14 protein-coding genes are annotated in these 18,008 nt (G+C 48.8%); 3 read left to right on the forward strand and 11 right to left on the reverse strand.

Features of this window, described 5'->3' with window-relative positions:
- Nucleotides 1-27 precede the first annotated feature (27 nt).
- Nucleotides 28-1,656, reverse strand: coding sequence for an ABC transporter substrate-binding protein (locus MHI42_RS11770; RefSeq protein ID WP_342423880.1), 1,629 nt, complete (start codon nt 1,654-1,656; stop codon nt 28-30).
- Nucleotides 1,657-2,109: 453 nt separating this feature from the next.
- Here MHI42_RS11770 and MHI42_RS11775 point away from each other — a divergent pair, with 453 nt between their 5' ends.
- The 3 genes from MHI42_RS11775 to MHI42_RS11785 all read left to right on the forward strand — a co-directional run bounded on the left by MHI42_RS11775 (nt 2,110) and on the right by MHI42_RS11785 (nt 4,968).
- A complete protein-coding gene (locus MHI42_RS11775) occupies nt 2,110-2,964 on the forward strand; it encodes an AraC family transcriptional regulator (RefSeq protein WP_342423881.1) in 855 nt (284 codons plus the stop codon).
- Between the two features lie 143 nt (nt 2,965-3,107).
- Complete coding sequence (locus tag MHI42_RS11780) at nt 3,108-3,704, forward strand: sigma-70 family RNA polymerase sigma factor (RefSeq protein ID WP_342423882.1); 597 nt, start codon at nt 3,108-3,110, stop codon at nt 3,702-3,704.
- Complete coding sequence (locus MHI42_RS11785) at nt 3,643-4,968, forward strand: DUF4179 domain-containing protein (protein ID WP_342423883.1); 1,326 nt, start codon at nt 3,643-3,645, stop codon at nt 4,966-4,968. Before MHI42_RS11780 ends, MHI42_RS11785 begins: the two co-directional genes overlap by 62 nt.
- A gap of 791 nt (nt 4,969-5,759) precedes the next feature.
- On the opposite strand, the gene MHI42_RS11790 is transcribed toward MHI42_RS11785, so the two are convergent.
- The 10 genes from MHI42_RS11790 to MHI42_RS11835 form a co-directional block, all read right to left on the reverse strand.
- Nucleotides 5,760-6,722, reverse strand: coding sequence for a family 43 glycosylhydrolase (locus tag MHI42_RS11790; RefSeq protein WP_342423884.1), 963 nt, complete (start codon nt 6,720-6,722; stop codon nt 5,760-5,762).
- 65 nt (nt 6,723-6,787) lie between these two features.
- Entirely contained in the window at nt 6,788-7,621 is an 834-nt protein-coding gene (locus MHI42_RS11795) for a carbohydrate ABC transporter permease (protein ID WP_342423885.1), read from the reverse strand.
- A gap of 1 nt (nt 7,622) precedes the next feature.
- Nucleotides 7,623-8,516 (reverse strand): sugar ABC transporter permease, encoded by an 894-nt coding sequence (locus MHI42_RS11800; protein ID WP_042211370.1) that lies wholly within the window; start codon nt 8,514-8,516, stop codon nt 7,623-7,625.
- A gap of 89 nt (nt 8,517-8,605) precedes the next feature.
- Nucleotides 8,606-9,937, reverse strand: coding sequence for an extracellular solute-binding protein (locus MHI42_RS11805; RefSeq protein WP_171718763.1), 1,332 nt, complete (start codon nt 9,935-9,937; stop codon nt 8,606-8,608).
- Nucleotides 9,938-10,000: 63 nt separating this feature from the next.
- Nucleotides 10,001-11,524, reverse strand: coding sequence for an alpha-N-arabinofuranosidase (locus tag MHI42_RS11810; protein WP_342423886.1), 1,524 nt, complete (start codon nt 11,522-11,524; stop codon nt 10,001-10,003).
- A 517-nt stretch (nt 11,525-12,041) separates the two neighbouring features.
- Complete coding sequence (locus MHI42_RS11815) at nt 12,042-13,004, reverse strand: family 43 glycosylhydrolase (RefSeq protein WP_342424726.1); 963 nt, start codon at nt 13,002-13,004, stop codon at nt 12,042-12,044.
- 312 nt (nt 13,005-13,316) lie between these two features.
- On the reverse strand, nt 13,317-14,795 hold the full coding sequence (locus MHI42_RS11820) for an alpha-N-arabinofuranosidase (protein ID WP_340947407.1): 1,479 nt from the start codon (nt 14,793-14,795) through the stop codon (nt 13,317-13,319).
- 32 nt (nt 14,796-14,827) lie between these two features.
- The gene (locus MHI42_RS11825) at nt 14,828-15,742 is read right to left on the reverse strand and encodes a carbohydrate ABC transporter permease (protein WP_340947408.1); all 915 of its coding nucleotides are present in this window, start codon (nt 15,740-15,742) and stop codon (nt 14,828-14,830) included.
- Nucleotides 15,743-15,796: 54 nt separating this feature from the next.
- A complete protein-coding gene (locus MHI42_RS11830) occupies nt 15,797-16,675 on the reverse strand; it encodes a sugar ABC transporter permease (protein WP_342423887.1) in 879 nt (292 codons plus the stop codon).
- 77 nt (nt 16,676-16,752) lie between these two features.
- Nucleotides 16,753-18,000, reverse strand: coding sequence for an extracellular solute-binding protein (locus MHI42_RS11835; RefSeq protein ID WP_340947409.1), 1,248 nt, complete (start codon nt 17,998-18,000; stop codon nt 16,753-16,755).
- Nucleotides 18,001-18,008: the final 8 nt, after the last annotated feature.

The raw sequence follows: 18,008 nt of genomic DNA on the forward strand, positions 1-18,008 counted from the left end.
TGGCGCGTTAACTGCTGCAAGGCTGTATTACTGATTCTTCTTGTAGTCGTCGTAATATTTCTGGATGATCTCAATATTCTTGTCCACACCGGTCTTCCCGATATTCTTCACGTAGTCATCCCACTCGGCATCAATGCCGCCCTTGGTAATCCATTGCGACCATTTCGACAGGGCGAGAGACATCATACCGGTGTTATTCAAGCTCATGGTGTTGTTATCTGCCGCACTGTACTTGATGAACATGCTCGGCAGCACATCCGTATCCTTATTGATCCCGTCCAGCGCTGCTTTGAGCGGCTCGGTCTGGCTGCCGACAGACTGCATATCGGTACCCAGCGTCAGCTTGAGGGAATCGGCAATATACATAGCCCCGTTATCGGCCCAGGAGGAAGTCCATTTCCAGGTACCAGGGTCCATCGCGGCATCTGCAGGAGGCAGAATACTGTAGCTGCCGTCTCCATTGTCACCGATATTCGTGCCGAGGGAGCCGAACAGCACCTGCATACTTACAGTAGGATCATACAATTCATTGATGAACTTCATGGCCGCTTCCTTATGCTTGGATTGGGCGGACATTTGTACTGCATTCACCCCATAGTTCAAGGAGTTGTAATCATAGCTCCAGGAAATCTTGCTGGTTGAATCAGCCGATACTTTGAGCGGGGACATCGAGGCATACTGTGGAGCCAGCGTATTACCGACTCTGTCCGTGACCTCCCAGCCCCAGGTGAAGCCGACGGCTGCTGTCTCACCGTTGCCGCGGGCAACGGACTGGTATTTGGTATAGTCCTGGGTGAACACTTCAGGATTGATCAGTCCGGCGCTGAAGCATTTGTTCAGGAACGCGACCAGCGTTTTGTAGCGCTCATCCGTGAAGAAGTTTTTCACCTTGCCGTCTTCGACGAAATAACCCAGTCCGCTGTTATCCGTCAGTGTAATCCCTTCGCTGCCCATCAGCACGGTCGGCATAAAGGCACCGAACGCTACCGTTCCTGTAGGGGCAAAATCCATCGGAATTTCGTCATTCTTATCGCCGTTTCCGTTGGCATCCTCATCCTTGAATGCTTTCAGCACATCGAACAGCTCATCCCAGTTCGTAGGCATCTGCAGGCCGAGATTGTCCAGCCACTTCTGGTTGATGAACTGGCGTGTTGTGGTTTCCGGCCAGAATCTCTGGTATTTGGGCAGGCCGTAGATTTTGCCGACCAGCTGTGTGGCAATCACTTTGGTCTCCGGTTTGGCATCGAACATCGCCTGCACGTTAGGGCCGTAATCCTTGATCAGTCCGCTCATATCCTCGAAGAGGCCCGGGAACTGCGAGAAATCAGCATCCGTAATGGAATTCACACCTACAATCAGGTCAGGAATATCGCCGCTGGCAAGCAGTGTACCTTTTTTCTGATCCCAGTCCGCCGTGACCTCCTGCCACTCAATTTCAACGCCGGCGCGTTCCTCGGCCTCCTGCAGCCATTGCATTTTGGAGAATTCCTGGGTTAGCGGATGTTTGGTCATAATTGCTGTAAGCTTCACCTTCTTGCCCGTATCTCCGCCACCGGCAGCATCTGTATTTGTATTTGTATTGTTGCCGCCGGAGCATCCCGATAACGCCGCCGCACCGAGCATAAGCGCGAGCATACCCGTTAGAAACTTCTTCATTTTGTATCCTCCCTTTTTCTGTCCGCCTCTATGGTAAAGCAAGATATATTTCAACATTTGCTAAAATTAACCGAAACCGCTTCTGTATTTCCGGATTCTTCCTCACACATTTCTGATCCAATTTGTTTCCGGTTTTTGGCTCGCACAAAAATGTATACGCTTACATAAGACTCTAAAAAAATATCCCCTCGCCATTTGTAGCGCAAATGCCATATTTCACAAGCTTTTTGCCTCATCTCCTTTGTTTGAATATGGGTTAAGTTTGTCTGTTTGTCTTATCTACAGCTTACCCTTATTTCAAATTCGGATAAATAGTTTAATGTTCGAATATGTGTAAAAAGGTTAGTCATTACCTAAACTTTTTATTTAGGAAGCGCTTTACTTCATGCCGGGATTAAGGAATAATAAAGGTTAGAAGAAGTGTACTAAAGTCAGAAAAAAGGGGACATGCAAATGACTGCCTTCGAGCTGATTGTGGATAAGCCAGTGAATCTGGAGATTACCGGCAAGTTTGTCGCCCCCTCCGCAGAGTGGATTCACCTGAGCAGAATTTTGCAGGATTACGAGCTTATCGTTATGACCGAAGGAGTACTCTATCTGGCCGGTGACAACCAGCAATTCACGGTCTCCAAAGGGGAATATCTGCTCCTCCCTCCGCTCACCAAGCAATACGGGTACAAGCCCTCTGAATGCAGTTTCTACTGGCTGCACTTTCATTCCACCAGCGGAATTCAGGTTGCCGATCTTGCTCCCCGTACCTATGACAAGGAAGATAACCGGATTCTACTGCCTCAGTACGGAACCCTCCGGAGCCTGGAGAAAATCATCGTAATGATGAAGCAGCTGCAGGATTCGGTGCGGGGCTACAATCAGACTACACTCAACAACTACATGGCTACTGTGATTCTATGCGAGCTGTACAACCAGACCTGCAATGCCGATGCTGACCCGCTCAAAAAGACGAAGCAGGAGCAGCTCTATAACGATATTGTGGACTACATCAAGTGGAGCCGCAGTGAACACATCAAGGTATCGCAAATCGCCGCCTACTTCGGCTACAATGAGAAATATCTCTCCCATCTGTTCACCGTGATCTCCGGGATCTCCCTGAAGCAATATATTCTGCAGCAGAAGATGGAGCTGGCGAAATTCCTGCTCGCAGACACCAACCAGAATGTCAGTGAAGTCTCCCTGCAGCTCGGCTATAAGGATTGCCATAATTTCATGAAATCGTTCAAAAAGATCGTCGGCCTCACCCCCACCGACTTCCGCAACGCCTATGCCAAACGTCTGCTGTTCTACGAATGAATTAAGAAAGCTCATCATACTAATTCCTCCGCGGCTTCCCAGGGGCTACTCATTCCCCACCGGAACAGGCTGTGGAGATTTTTTTTGTGCATAATGAACTTTTAGAACCTCTGCGGACTCTTATCTATGAAAGAGGTGAGAACATGAATGTAAGCCGTCTTGTGAGACAAGCCCAGCGGGGCAATAAAGAAGCATTACTGGAACTAATCCTGGCCGAACAGGACGCTTATTACAGGCTTGCCTACAGCTATATGGGAAATGAGCATGATGCAATGGATGTCATGGAAGATATGATTGTTACGCTTTACGAGAAGCTGGAGCAGTTGAACAATAGGGAGGCCTTCTACAGCTGGAGCAAAACGATACTCGTGAACCGCTGCAAGACCGTCCTCCGCAAGCAGGAGCGTTATCTTCCTCTGGACGGTGAAGACGACCGGGAGCCTTCACTTGCCGCATGGACTGCAGATAACCCCTACCGCTATACGGAGTCTGAGCTGGACATGTCGGCGCTGCTTGCTCACCTGAACCCGCGGCAGCGGGAAGCGATTCAACTCCGCTATGTTCACGATCTTCCCTATCAGACGATTGCGGAGATGACCGATTCTCCTGTCGGGACGATCAAATCAAGGATTTCTCAAGGGATACAGAAGCTGAAAGCTATGATTGGAGGTGACCGTTATGAGAACGATCGAGGAGAGATTACAGGAGCATCAGCAGATCATGACCCCATCAGAACTTGAGGGCAGACTTCGAACAGCGCTTGAACGCGTTCCTGTGAAGACAAGAACCCGGATTAGAGCAAAAACCTGGGTTGCCTCAGCAGCGGCAGCCTTTATTCTGACGGTGGGCATCTATCAATATCCTGCATTTGCTTATTACGGCGGGAAGCTGTTTAGTAAAAGCGAGCTGGATACCATGGCCTTTACTGAATTGGCGGACCACGGATACGGCCAAAGCGTCCATAAAAGCAAAACGTTAGATGACGGAACGGTTATTACCATTAACGGGGTGATTGCGGACGACAACGCCCTGACGATGTATTACAGCATTGATCCGGCTTCAGGCAGTGTATATACTGGCGACTTCCCTGCCGGCAACTATTCTCTCCGTTACGGAGTAGATAAACTGGAAGGGTTCCTGACGGATTCAGATCCCCTGGGGGGGAGCGGCGGCAGCAGCAAAGACGGTACCCGTTTCGAGGGAGTATACAAATTTGAGCCGGCCAGCCCCTTCTCCAGAACATTGACCGTTACATTCAGCGAGTGGCTGGAGAATGGGACAGTGGCACACTATCCTGTCTCCTTCAAATTTGAAGCGAACCAAGCCATGAAAAGTCTGCTCACAGCGGATATATCCCAAGCTGTTCCGGTTGATCAGGGAACGGTCCACTATGATTCTATTACAGCTTCTCCGACCTCAACCCTTGTGAAGGGGCATTATGAACTGGAAGATGGGGAAACTCCGAGATTTTCGGCTGTAACCAAGCTCTATGTGAATGGGATCGAAGTGAATTACTGGTCCATGCGTTCGGCACGTTCCGGCAAAACGGGACTCACGGATTTTGAAATCGAATACGATGTGCTCCCGACAGACAAGCTGCAAAGTGTTGAACTGGTACTCGATAATTTCACCGGATATGAGAAAATAGAACAGCCTGTCTCCCTGTCCGCACCCTCTGACCGCTCCATTCTGCTTGGCGAGGAGAAGCTCTGGATCCGCAGTGTTACCCGGACCAGTACCGGCTATGATATCGTGATCGCCGGGCAGCAGTTCACCTTCCTCGACACGGAGACTTTAGCTGTTCAAGCCGGAGGAACCACAGTTCCCGTTGCTTCTATATCCCAGTCCCGTCCGTGGGACTTGAAGAACGGTAACATCCTGTGGGAGCGGACGTATTCGTTCAATACGAAGGAGGCGCCGCAGCTCCTGCTGCTGGATGGATACCACTACATTAAGACTTATAACAAGACTATTACAGTTCCTATAGATGGCAAGAAACATTAAAAACACACTATTGTCTCCGAAGTGCCGCGCCGGGCAGCAGGAGTAGAGTGAACTTCCTATGTTCTGTGTTCTGCGTTCTATGTTCTATGTTCTATGTTCTATGTTCTATGTTCTATGTTCTATGTTCTATGTTCTATCCACAATTCGCGGTACAGAGCTTCACCTAGGCATAAATGTTGTACGTTTTACAACTTGGCCCCCTATATATCCGGATGTTCGGGAGGAATGTTGTACGAAATACAAGAATTTTCCGGCTAAACTGCCTGGGAGAGGAGAAATGTTGTATTTCATACAACAATCTTGGATTAGGGCCGATATCCTGAGGAAAATGTTGTATTTTGTGCAGGATCTCGCATGAATTCAATAAAAGAAACCACTCGGAGCCCCCACACAAACGGCAGGTAATCAAGAATATATTAGGATTAGCTTCTATCACCGATAGTTGTATTCCGTACACTTAAAAGACGGCCCCTAAGCAAATTCGGCCTCTTAATTGTATTCTGTACAACTAAAAGTAGCGAAAAGTGCTCCTTTGCGGCACAAAGGTCAATATAATTGCAGAGAATACAACTATAATACTTACCGCGCAATAAATGGCCACTTTAGTTGTACCAAATACAGTTATAACCCATCAACTAAAAGCAAGACGCAAAAAATCCCGCTCCCCTATCAGGGTTGCGGGATTTTTGTGTCTATATAAGCTGAACTAAAGTTCACTCTTTATTGCAGAAACTCTCTGCATCCGCAGGCCAGTCATCTGCCATTGCGGCTCCGGGACGGGAACCGGCCTGTTACTTCCCGCCGTCCTTCACCGGTACGCCGAAATCCGGTGTGCCGTCTTCATTCCAGTGCAGGCGCTGGGCCCGGGTATGGCGGTTCGGATCGTAGAGCGGATCACCGGTAATCTCCTTATAGTTGCGGGCATGGTAGATCAGCACATCCTCACCATCCTCATCAACCGTGAAGCTGTTGTGCCCGGGGCCGTATTGCCCGTTCTCCTCACTGGTCTTGAAGACCGGCTCAGGATGTTTGGTCCAGGAGTCCGCGTCCAGCAGATCGCTGTCCTCATCCGCCGTAAGCAGGCCCATGCAGTAATTGTAGTCAGTGGCGCTGGCGGAGAAGCTCATGAAGATCTTGCCGTTACGCTTCAGCACTGCTGCGCCCTCATTCACCCGGAAGCCGATAATCTCCCACGGATACTCCGGCGTGGCGATCATGGTCTGCGGACCTGTTAACGTCCAGCCGTTCGCCATGGCCGAGATATACAGGTTGGAATTCCCCTCGATATCGGGGTCTTTTTGCGCCCATACATAGTACCGCACTCCCTTGTGCTCGAACGAAGTGGCATCCAGGGCGAAGGATTCCCAGGCCGTTATCATCTGCCCTTTCTCCACCCACTCCCCTTCCAGCGGATTTGCCGACTCATTCTCCAGTACGAACATGCGGTGGTCGAACAGCCCTTCCTTCGTCTCGGTGGTCCGGGCGGCAGCGAAATAAATATACCATTTGCCATCGATATAATGGATTTCGGGAGCCCAGATATTGGCGCTAAGCGGACCACTCTCATATTTGCGCCAGGCTACGACTGGTACCGCTTCTCTCAGCCCTTCAATTGTTGCAGCTCTGCTTACTTCAATCCGGTCATACTCCGGTACGGAAGCCGTGAAATAGTAATAGCCGTCAGTATGTTTGTACACCCATGGGTCCGCCCTCTGCTCTACAAGCGGGTTACTGTACTCTCTATTTGTGCTCATCAGGGTTTCTCCTTTAATCAGATCTTTTTATCTAAGAATTCATCTAAGAACATTACAGGCAAGCCTTACCCTTTCACCGCTCCTGCAGTCATTCCGTCGATGAAATACTTTTGGAAGGCCAGGAATAAGGCCAGAATGGGAAGAATGGAGAAAAAAGAGCCGACAATAAGTAAATCATAATTGTTGCCATATGGAGTCAGGAGTGTCTTGAGTCCGATAGGCAGGGTATATTTGTGCTCACTGCTAAGCACCATGAACGGCCAGAGGAAGTTGTTCCAGCTGTTCATACCGTTCAGAATCGCCATTGCGGCGAATGAAGGCTTCATGATAGGCAGAATCAGGCGCAGATAAATCCCGTATTCACTGGCCCCGTCCACTCTGCCGGCAGCAATGATTTCCTTCGGAATTCCGCTTAAATATTGTCTGAAGAAGAAGATCGTCGCTGCACCGGCTATCCCCGGCAGAATAATTGCAGAGTAGCTGTTCATCAGTCCCATATTATTGGTCAAGGTATACAGAGGCAGCAGCAGAATCTCAAATGGAACCATCATGATAAGAAGCACACATATAAAAAGGAAGTTCTTCCCTCTGAATTCATATGCCGAGAAACCATAAGCCACTGTAGCACTTATCAGCAAGGTCAACGTTACCTGCACCAGCGTAAGCAGCACCGAATTGAAGAACCATGTAAAGTAGGCATGATCGCCTGTAAACAGGTACACGAAGTTATCGAAATTCATTACCGAAAGGTCGAATTTCAGATTCAGCCCATATCGGATCAAATCTTCACCAGGCTTGAAGGAGGCAATCGTTACTGCATAGAACGGTATCAGGATCAGGATGCATACCACCGTAAAGAAGGCAAAGAGGACGATTTTGATTGCAGTTTCTTTTTTCATCTTAATCCTCCTTCTTAAACATGCCGCTAAAGGCCAGTTGTGTCAGGTTGATCACCATAGTAATCAAGAGCAGCACAATACCCACCGCAGCCGCATATCCAAGATTGTTCTTTTCAATTCCCTGGCGGTACAGATACCCGACAATGGTAAGGCCTATATTCTTCGGGGAATTATTGCCGTTCCATAACATCATGCTCTCAATGAACATGGCCAGACCGGCGTAAATACTGATCGTCAGTACATATATGGTAGTAGGCTTCAATAAAGGCATGGTGATTCTTGTGAATTTCTGAAAAGCTGACGCTCCGTCAATCGATGCCGCTTCATAATAATCATCCGGAATATTCTTCAGGCCGGACAGGAAGTACAGCATATTGACCCCCATCCATCTCCAGCTGGCCAAGGCGACCAGGGCGATAAATCCCGTGACCTGCCCCTTCAGAAATTTAACCGGCTCTACGCCGAATAGGCCCAGAAGGCTGTTGATCAAGGAGCCCTCCATTTCGCCGAACATTAATCTGAAGATCGTACCGGCTACAACCACCGAGGTCAGTGCTGGAAAGAAGAAGGAGGATTTGAAGAATTCCCGTCCCCACATAAATTTATTGTTGATCAGGACCGCGAACAGCATTGGAAAAGGAATGAGAATAAGCAGTGTCAGGATCATATATACGCCGCTGTTGCGGACGGCTTTGAAGAAGATCGTGTCACTCATCAGCTTCGTATAGTTGTCGATTCCTACCCACTGCGCCTCCTGGCCGAGCGTTACCTTTTGAAAACTCATACCGAACGAGCTAAGCAGGGGATATACCCAAAAAATGAGGAACACCAGCACAAAGGGCAGCACGAACACGTAAGGAGCGACCTTTTGCGAGTACAGAAAGTTTTTAAACATTGCTCTACTCCTTTCATGGTGAAACTTAGATAGTGCTTTAAAATAGAGCTACTCTGCCCGCAGAGTAGCTCTCCCAGTTTAACTATCGGTTATTTCAACTCTTGTTCAATTTGTGCCTGTGCGTCATCGAGCGCCTTCTGTACATCCTTGCCGTCCTCGAAGATTTCATTTAGGGTAACTGTGCAAAGAACATTATTGATTGTCGGTGAAGCCGATGTGGATTTGATCAGCTGGATTTCGTCTTTAATTTCATTCAATACATCAAACGGGTTGTTGACAAAATACTTCACGAACTGATTCTCAGGATTATGAGTCACATCTTTCATATCCCATACGCTCATGTTGATCGGGTCAAAGCCGAGAGTGTTCCAGATTTCGATATTGGCATCCAGGGAAAGCTTCGCATAAGCAATGAAGTCTTTAGCCAGCTGCACATCTTTGGCTGTTTTGGTTACGACAGTACCGGTTCCGCCGCCGCCATACGATCTTGGCATTCCTTTCTCAAACACCGGAAGCGGAGCAATGGCAATCTTGCCCTGCAAGTCCGCCATGTAGTTGGTGTATCTCGACATTTGCCATAGCGGCATGAAGGCTGCTGCATAGTTACCGGAGTTGTATTCACCATAAGCTTCTTCTGTATCCGGCTGCCCTCCGGCGATGGTGGAGATTACATTGTTGTCCTGCAGATCCTTGAGCATAGTAAGGGCTTTCACCAGCTCCGGTGAATTCACCTTTGGATTGCCTGCTTCATCGGTGAGGTCAGCGCCTTGCTGTGCCAGAAGGAGCGACTCTTGCCAGATAGCGCTTGTGTCAGCGGTACCCATGTATTTGCCGGTTTTTTCGTACACTTGCATGCCGGCTTTCTTGAAGTCATCCCAGGTTACGATCGTCTTATAGTCGACTCCTGCCTGTTCGAGAATTTCTGTGTTATAAAAGGCAACGGTTGCCCCTACGTGAGTAGACAGGCCGTAGATATTTCCTTCTTTGCTGTACAAATCCAGCTGGGATTGCACAACTGTACCCTTGAAAGGCTCAGCTACATCATTAAGCGGTTCCAGCTGTGGTGTTCCGGCCAGGAAGTCAGGAAATTTACCCAATTCAATATCGGCAATATCCGGTGCGCCTACGCCTGTCTGCACGGCAATCGATAACTTGTTGTGCATATCGTCATAAGGCATTACTGTAACATTCAGCTTGATCTGACGATCAGGATTGGCCGCATTCCATTTCTCTAGCATTTTCTCAAAATGCTGGCCGTGTAATTCAACGAATGTCCAGTAGGAGAGCTCAGTCGCACTCTCGCCGGCCCCGGCATTAAGTACCGAACTTTCACCGCCCTCTTCCTTCGATGATCCTCCACAGCCCGCCAGGAATACTACCATAGCCACTACCATTAATGCGAGAAACCCCTTCTTCTTCATCCTTAAACCTCCCTTATTTGTGTACAAATATCAGTTATATAAGAACTGCTTTTACAGTCCGGCTCACAAGCCTGCACTTTTCTTCAGCCGGATTACGTTCCACGAAGCTTTGGAGAGAAGTGTGTCTACGTATCCATCCTTGCATACGGTACCGGCAGCCTGCACCGGCTGTACCTTCTGTTCTGCGGGCGTATTCACAGCTTTCAGGTCATCATGCTTCAGAACGATATGCTCAAGCAGGGTATACCCCTCGAAGCCCCGGATATCGGCTTTCAAATGCAGGCCTTCCTCCAAATGACGGTTCACCGCAAAAATAGTCAGCTCCCCCTGCTCCTCATTATGTACAATCGCGCTGTCGAGATAAGGAACATCGGTGTAATCCTGTGCATCGTATTTCGGAGAATTGACAATCGGCTGAAGCGAAACCCCGCGGCCGTATTTGGAAGCATGCAGATAGGGATAGAAAATCGTCTGCTTCCAGGCAGCACCGCCTGCTTCTGTCATGATCGGTGCGATAACGTTGACCAGCTGGGCCAGACAAGCCATCTTCACCCGGTCCGCATGTCTCAGGAAGGTTATGAGCATGCTGCCGACCAGCAGCGCATCCTCGAAGTTGTAATGATCCTCAAGCTGCGGCGGACCGATGGTCCATGGATCAATCTTCGTATCCGATTCGTTCGAGTGGTACCAGACATTCCATTCATCGAAGCTGAGATACATCGTCTTCTTGCTGCGTTTCTTGGCCTTGATATAGTCACAGGTGGCTGTGACCGTCTTGATGAAATGCTCCAGGTCCATGCTGCGTGCCAGGAAGTTCGCCGAATCATTATCCCGGTTACCGTAATATTGATGCAGTGACACATAATCGGCTACATCGTAGGTATGCTCCAGAGTAACCGCTTCCCATTCAGGGAAGGTCGGCATCGCCGAGCTGGAGCTTCCGCAGGAGACAAGCTCAATGTCCGGATCTACCAGGCGCATGGCCTTACCTGTCTCATAAGCCAGCCGTCCATATTCCACAGCCGTCTTCTGGCCGATCTGCCAGGGTCCATCCATTTCATTGCCCAGACACCAGGTCTTGATCTTATGGGCCTGCAGTGCCCCGTGGCTTCTCCGCAGATCACTCCAGTACGTTCCTCCGGGATGATTGCAATATTCCAGCAGATTACGCGCTGCATCTACTCCGCGTGTTCCGAGATTGACTGCCATCATGACCTCTGAACCCGCTTCTCTGGCCCAGTTCATGAATTCATTGGTACCTACCTCATTAGGCTCGACCGTCCTCCAGGCCAGTTCAAGACGTCTGGGACGCTGTTCAACCGGACCTACACCATCCTCCCAATTGTAACCGGATACAAAATTCCCTCCGGGATATCGGATAATTGGCACATCCAGTTCCTTCACCAGTGATTTCACATCGTCTCTGAAGCCGGAAGCGCCTGAAGTGGGATGTCCGGGCTCGTATATTCCGCCGTAGACCGCCCGCCCCAGATGTTCTATGAATGAGCCGTAGATCCGCTTATCCACTTCAGCGATTACAAAGGATTTGTCTACAATCAGCGTTGCCCTTAATGCACCAGAAGTCATATCATCACCAACCGTTTCATATAATTGTGAAATAATTAGAAAACATTCAAATGTATTCGCTTACAAGTATAAAATAACATATATAAACATCTCTGTAAACATAAAGATATAAACTTATTCATACATATTCAAAGTAAAACCGACAAAAGGTATATCCTCTTAAAATTTACTCATTTTTTGTAACAAAACATCTTTATTAATTTGATAAAACATAAAAAAATTGATATATAACTCATATTTAGCTTAATTTCAATTACAACATCCAATTAAAGGGATGTTTTCCTCCTTTTAAGCTAAATTAGTTTATAATTATATAAAATTGTTTTTTTCTAAACGACCTCCCTGGAAGAATGGAGGCGAGCGGCCTGATCGAGATCAACAGCGGGTTTCATCGAGATTTCCTGCACAGCACAAAGAGTCCCGCTCCCCTCTAAGGGTTGCGGGACTCTTTGCATATTAGCAGATTAGCAGGCCATTCCTTTGCCATTACGGCAGCGGCTTTATAAGAACCTGCCCTTTATTTCCCGCCGTCCTTCACCGGGATACCGAAATCCGGTGTGCCGTCTTCATTCCAGTGCAGGCGCTGGGCCCGGGTATGGCGGTTCGGATCGTACAGCGGGTCTCCGGTAATCTCCTTATAATTGCGGGCATGGTAGATCAGCACATCCTCACCGTTCTCATCGACCGTGAAGCTGTTGTGCCCCGGGCCGTATTGCCCGTTCTCCTCACTGGTCTTGAAGACCGGCTCAGGATGTTTGGTCCAGGAGGCCGCGTCCAGCAGATCGCTGTCCTCGTCTACGGTAAGCAGTCCCATGCAGTAATTATAGTCTGTGGAGCTGGCCGAGAAGCTCATGAAGATCTTGCCGTTACGCTTCAGAACAGCTGCGCCTTCATTCACCCGGAAGCCAATAATCTCCCACGGATACTCCGGCGTGGCGATCATCGTCTGCGGACCTGTTAACGTCCAGCCGTTCGCCATGGCCGAGATATACAGGTTGGAATTCCCCTCGATATCGGGGTCTTTTTGCGCCCATACATAGTACTGCACTCCCTTGTGCTCGAACGAAGTGGCATCCAGGGCGAAGGATTCCCAGGCCGTCTTCATCTGGCCTTTCTCTACCCATTCCCCTTCCAGCGGGTTCGCCGAAGCATTCTCCAGCACGAACATGCGGTGGTCGAACAGCCCTTCCTTCGTTTCGGTGGTCCGGGCGGCAGCGAAATAAATATACCATTTGCCGTCAATGTAATGGATTTCGGGAGCCCAGATATTGGCACTGAGCGGACCACTCTCATATTTGCGCCAGGCTACGACTGGTACCGCTTCTCTCAGCCCTTCAATTGTTGCAGCTCTGCGCACTTCAATCCGGTCATACTCCGGCACGGAAGCCGTGAAATAGTAATAGCCGTCTGTATGTTTGTACACCCAAGGGTCCGCCCTCTGCTCCACAAGCGGATTGCTGTACTCTCTATTTGTACTCATCATGGTTTCTCCTTTGGTCTGTTCAGAAGTATTAAACGGCTGTGTAACTCAGACCTGAGCATACCGAATGTACCGGGGAAGGAGGAGGATTTGCCGTCATCAGTCCGCGGGCCTCAGTTCCACTACGAAGCGGTGGATAAGGGCACAGCGAATCCTGAAGCCCGTGTGTCTTGTATTGTTCCTCCGTTGCAAGCGGTCTTACCCGGGTGGCAATTTCAATCAGCCGTTCCACTTTTCCGGGCTGACGAAGTTTCTATAGCAGCTCTTGCAGCCTTCCCTGCGGTTCATGTGCGGAATCTCGGGCATAGAGTCTTATTCCAGTGTAATAACGACTACTGAGGCCGGCGGAAGCTCGCAGTCCAAAGTTCCATCGTTTAAAGACACGCCTTCGAAGGCAGCCGGCGCTACAGTATCCGGATTGTTAAATGTATTGTGCGCACCGAGCTCGCCATGTGTCAGAATCTGTCCGCTTACACTGCTTAGTGTGATACCGCAAATGTCGAGGCTTAGACTGGCTGACGCTTCATGGCTGATGTTACACAGGGAGACATAGACCTTGCCTTCTCCATCACGGGATGCAGAGACGCTCAGCTGCGGAATTGTGACCCCGCCGAAGTTGTAATCCGGACTCTGTAAAGAGACCTCCAGCAGCTCATTATCCTGATGCACCTTATACATATCAAACACGTGATATGTAGGTGTAAGCAACATTTGGTCGCCTTCGGTCAGGATCAGTGCCTGCAGCACATTGACCATTTGAGCAATATTGGTCATTTGCACCCGGTCGCTGTGATTGTGGAAAATATTCAGATGAATGCCTGCCACGAGCGCATCTCTGAGTGTGTTCTGCTGATACAGGAATCCCGGATTGGTTCCGGGCTCGTTCAGGAACCATGTACCCCATTCATCTATAATCAATCCTACCCGCTTCTGTGGATCATACTTATCCATAATGGCTGAATGCCGGGTAATGAGCTCGTTCATATGAAGTGATTTCTGCATCGTTTCGAACCATTCGGCTTCATCGAAACCGAGCGACTGGCGTTTCTCTTCCCAGCTGCCGGGGATGGTGTAGGAATGAAGGCTTAGCCCGTCCATGAACCGGCCGGCTTCTCTCATCAGAACTTCAGTCCAGTTGTAATCATCCACGTTCGCTCCACCGGCAATCTTGTAGAGCCGGTTATCCCCGTAGTTCCGGGTATATGTCTGATAACGGCGGTACAGGTCCGCGTAGTATTCAGGACGCATATTTCCCCCGCAGCCCCAGTTCTCGTTGCCGACACCGAAATATTTAAGCTTCCATGGTTGTTCACGGCCGTTCTCCTGCCGCCAGGCCGCCATAGGTGATTCGCCGTCAAAGGTCATATACTCCACCCATTCTGACATCTCCTGGACTGTGCCGCTGCCTACGTTGCCGCAAATGTACGGCTCACATTCCAGCAGCTCGCACAACCGGAAGAATTCATGGGTGCCAAAATGGTTGTTTTCTACTACACCGCCCCAATGGGTGTTGACCATCCGCTTGCGTCCTTCCTTGGGGCCGATTCCGTCTTTCCAGTGATATTCATCGGCAAAACAGCCGCCCGGCCAGCGCAGCACCGGAATGTTCAGCTTTTTGAGCGCTGCAATGACATCATTACGGATACCGTCCGTATTCGGTATTGGCGAATCCTCGCCTACCCACAGGCCTTCATAGATACATCTGCCCAAATGCTCGGCGAAATGCCCGTAAATATTTTTGTTGATGACGTTTTTAGGCAGATCTGCGTTGATAACCAGCTTTGCAGTCATAGTTTCTCTCTCCTTAGAGAATATTTTTGTATTTAGCCCTTAATCCCAGAGTTCAAATTAATCGATTGCACAAAGTATTTCTGGGCAAACAGGAATAGCACCAACGTCGGGATTATCGCTAAGATTGCCGAACCCATCAATTGCCCGATCATACGGTAGTTCCCGTAGATATCCTGCAACAGCAGCAGCCCGGCCGTGACCGGCATTTTGTCTACATCGGTAAATACGATAACTGGCCACAGGAAGTCATTCCATGATCCTGTAAAGGAGAACAGCGCGCATACGATCAGAATCGGTTTAATCAGCGGCACAATGATCGAGAAATAAATTCGGAAGTGGCCCGCACCGTCCACATGGGCCGATTCATCGAGCTCTTTCGGAATGCCGTTCATAAACTGCCTTACCAAAAAGAGATTACCCATGCCCGCAAGCCCGGGGATAATCATGGCCCAGGAGGTGTTCACCCAGCCTAAGGCATCGATGATTTTATAGGAAGGAATCAGGTTCACAACACCCGGGAAAAAGGATATACCGAGCAGGGTAAAGAACAGCGTATCTCTTCCTTTAAATTTCATTCGAGAGTAGCCGTAACCGGTAATGGAAATAACAACAACGACCAATAGGGTATGCATGGACGCAATGAACAATGAGTTCACTAGCCAACGCAAGATTGGAGCCGTAGAAGTATTCTCCAAAATCTTTACATAGTTATCGAATATCCATTCTTTCGGAAACAACCGGAACCCGGAGGTCACAACTTCGGTCTGCGACCGGAAAGAGGTTGTAATTCCGAAGATTATAGGGACGATCCACATCACACACAATATGATCAAAAAGAGATACGAGATATATTTTGAAATGCTGAAGCCCGAACCTTTTCTTTTTGAACCGTTCTGTCCGCTTACAAGCGGACCTTTATCCAATTGTCCAGCCACTTGGTTTGCCATACGGTACACCTGCCTTTTCAATTTCCACTGCCAGATCCCATGTTTTAGAAATACCTACGCTGCGTTCCGGTTCATCACATAATATTGCAGGGCTGAAATAATCAAAATCACCAATCCCAGCAGCACTGCCATTGCTGACGCCATTCCCGCAATGGACTCCCCGTTGCCGAACGCGAGCTGACGGATATACATCATCAGCACATGTGTAGTCTGTCGCGGTCCGCCATCAGTCATCATTAGCGGCTGGCCAAATACGTTGAAGGCACCCGCAGTAGTCATAACAAAGGTAAAGATGAGCGGGAAACGAATCGAAGGCAGGGTGATGCTCGCAAATCTGCGGATCGGACCCGCGCCGTCCATTTCTGCCGATTCATATAAATCCTGGGATACGCCGCTGATCGAAGCACGGTAAATAATCATGTTACCTCCGACACCGCCCCAGATCGTGATGATAATAATCAGAATCCAGGCATACGGCTGGTGCGTTGGCCAGGCGACATTGGAACCGAACACATTGCCGGCCATCCCGAGCTGTTTGTTGAAGAGCAGCAGCCAGATCAGGGCTCCCGCAGAGATGGAAATCAGACCCGGGATATACAGAATAGCCTGAATCAAGCTTTTCCCCTTCACTTTCTTATGCTCAAGCGCAACCGCAATCAGCAATGGAATCACAATTAACAGCGGTACACTAAGCACGACGAAGATCAGGGTGTTCTTCAAACCGTTGTTGAACTGCGTATGAAATGTAGAGCTGTTGTCAAAAAGAATGGTCTTGTAATTGGCAAGACCCACCCAGACAGGCTCATTCATCAGATTCCATTTGGTAAACGATGCATATATCCCGTAGATTGTAGGCAGTAAAATAAAAACAACGAACAAGATGACATGTGGACCTACAAAGAAAACAGGCGCCAAATTTAATTTCTTTTTCATAGGCAATCTTTTCTCCTTTGGCATAAAGCAATGTGCCATTACCGGCACATTGCTCCATACAATCTATTCCGCTCCGTTTACTGCGCCGCGCCGCTTGTTCCTTCGGCGATTTTGTCCTCTACGAATTTCTGCATGGTTTGCAGGGTTTCGTCGATGTCCACGTTGCCGCGGACGATGTCTCCGCAGTACGTATCAACGGCTTCTGCAATGTATGGATAGTACTCATAAGTGTAGATATAGAGGGATTCAATTTCTTTTTCACTGGAGGTGAAGAAGGATTGGATATAGTCTTGATATTCAGGGTTCTCAATAACTTGTTTACTTGCTACGGTTTGTCCGGCTTTGGCCCATTCCATAGAATTCGCACGGATGAACTCAAGGAAACTGCCGATTCCGGCTACTTTCTCTTCGGATCTGTCTTTATTCTTCAGCATAGCGAACAAGTGGGAAGACGATCTGTTCGTGAACTTGTCAGGTGTAGGGGAGTATACGTTAGTTACTCCAAAGTTCAGGCCTTCCACTCCGGCATGTGCCGTAGAGCTCCAGGTACCGTCAGTGGAGAATAACACGTTGCCGGATTGGAACATCAGGTAGCCGTCTTCACCGAATGGTGTCATCAGTCCGGCATCGTTGATTTTCTTAACCTCTTCAAAGGCTTGCTTCATAACCGGCGTATTTACCGCAGGTTTGCCGTTCTCCTGAATGTCCCCGCCGAGGTTTTGAATCTGTGCAAGAATGACCCAGCCGAGCAAGGCATCATTGACAACATAATCGCCTTCATTCAATTTACCCTGTAGGGAGAGCATTTCATCAATAGTTACCACGTTGTCATCAAGGAACGATTCTGCACCGTATTTGGCGAGCAGATCTTTATTGTAGTACATCACATTACTGTGAATATCGAGTGGAACTGTATATTGAGTTCCCTCAATCGTACCTGTTGACCATGCCTGAGGCAGGTAATTTTCCTGCTTAATTTCGGGTTGTGCTGTGGTTACGGCTGTCATCGGCTCAAGCTGCCCCTGCTTAACATATCCAGGAACACGGTCGGCGTGAATAATCGACAAATCAGGCACGCCCTTGCCGGAGTTAAGCACTGTCGAAATCTTTGTATACATATCTGCGGTAATGACATGTTTCACTTTCATTTCCGGATTGGTTGCATTGTAATCTTTAACCAGTTGATCCATGTAGGCACCGTCATCCCCGGTAAGCGGCGTCCAGAACGTTATCGTATTTTTATCGTCCTTCCCGCAGCCCGCCAATACTGTAGATAATGATAGAACAAGTGCCAATGCTGAAAAACCCCACTTTTTGTTCAACACTTTCTCCT

Source organism: Paenibacillus sp. FSL E2-0178 (assembly GCF_038593005.1).
In the GTDB taxonomy this organism is placed as follows: Bacteria; Bacillota; Bacilli; order Paenibacillales; family Paenibacillaceae; genus Paenibacillus_AQ; species Paenibacillus_AQ phytohabitans.

Coding starts and splice junctions, on each gene's coding strand:
- MHI42_RS11810 (WP_342423886.1), bottom strand. CDS start 11,524: ATGACTTCTGGTGCATTAAGGGCAACGCTGATTGTAGACAAATCCTTT.
- MHI42_RS11770 (WP_342423880.1), bottom strand. CDS start 1,656: ATGAAGAAGTTTCTAACGGGTATGCTCGCGCTTATGCTCGGTGCGGCG.
- MHI42_RS11805 (WP_171718763.1), bottom strand. CDS start 9,937: ATGAAGAAGAAGGGGTTTCTCGCATTAATGGTAGTGGCTATGGTAGTA.
- MHI42_RS11785 (WP_342423883.1), top strand. CDS start 3,643: ATGAGAACGATCGAGGAGAGATTACAGGAGCATCAGCAGATCATGACC.
- MHI42_RS11775 (WP_342423881.1), top strand. CDS start 2,110: ATGACTGCCTTCGAGCTGATTGTGGATAAGCCAGTGAATCTGGAGATT.
- MHI42_RS11795 (WP_342423885.1), bottom strand. CDS start 7,621: ATGAAAAAAGAAACTGCAATCAAAATCGTCCTCTTTGCCTTCTTTACG.
- MHI42_RS11780 (WP_342423882.1), top strand. CDS start 3,108: ATGAATGTAAGCCGTCTTGTGAGACAAGCCCAGCGGGGCAATAAAGAA.
- MHI42_RS11800 (WP_042211370.1), bottom strand. CDS start 8,516: ATGTTTAAAAACTTTCTGTACTCGCAAAAGGTCGCTCCTTACGTGTTC.
- MHI42_RS11825 (WP_340947408.1), bottom strand. CDS start 15,742: ATGGCAAACCAAGTGGCTGGACAATTGGATAAAGGTCCGCTTGTAAGC.
- MHI42_RS11820 (WP_340947407.1), bottom strand. CDS start 14,795: ATGACTGCAAAGCTGGTTATCAACGCAGATCTGCCTAAAAACGTCATC.
- MHI42_RS11830 (WP_342423887.1), bottom strand. CDS start 16,675: ATGAAAAAGAAATTAAATTTGGCGCCTGTTTTCTTTGTAGGTCCACAT.
- MHI42_RS11790 (WP_342423884.1), bottom strand. CDS start 6,722: ATGAGCACAAATAGAGAGTACAGTAACCCGCTTGTAGAGCAGAGGGCG.
- MHI42_RS11815 (WP_342424726.1), bottom strand. CDS start 13,004: ATGAGTACAAATAGAGAGTACAGCAATCCGCTTGTGGAGCAGAGGGCG.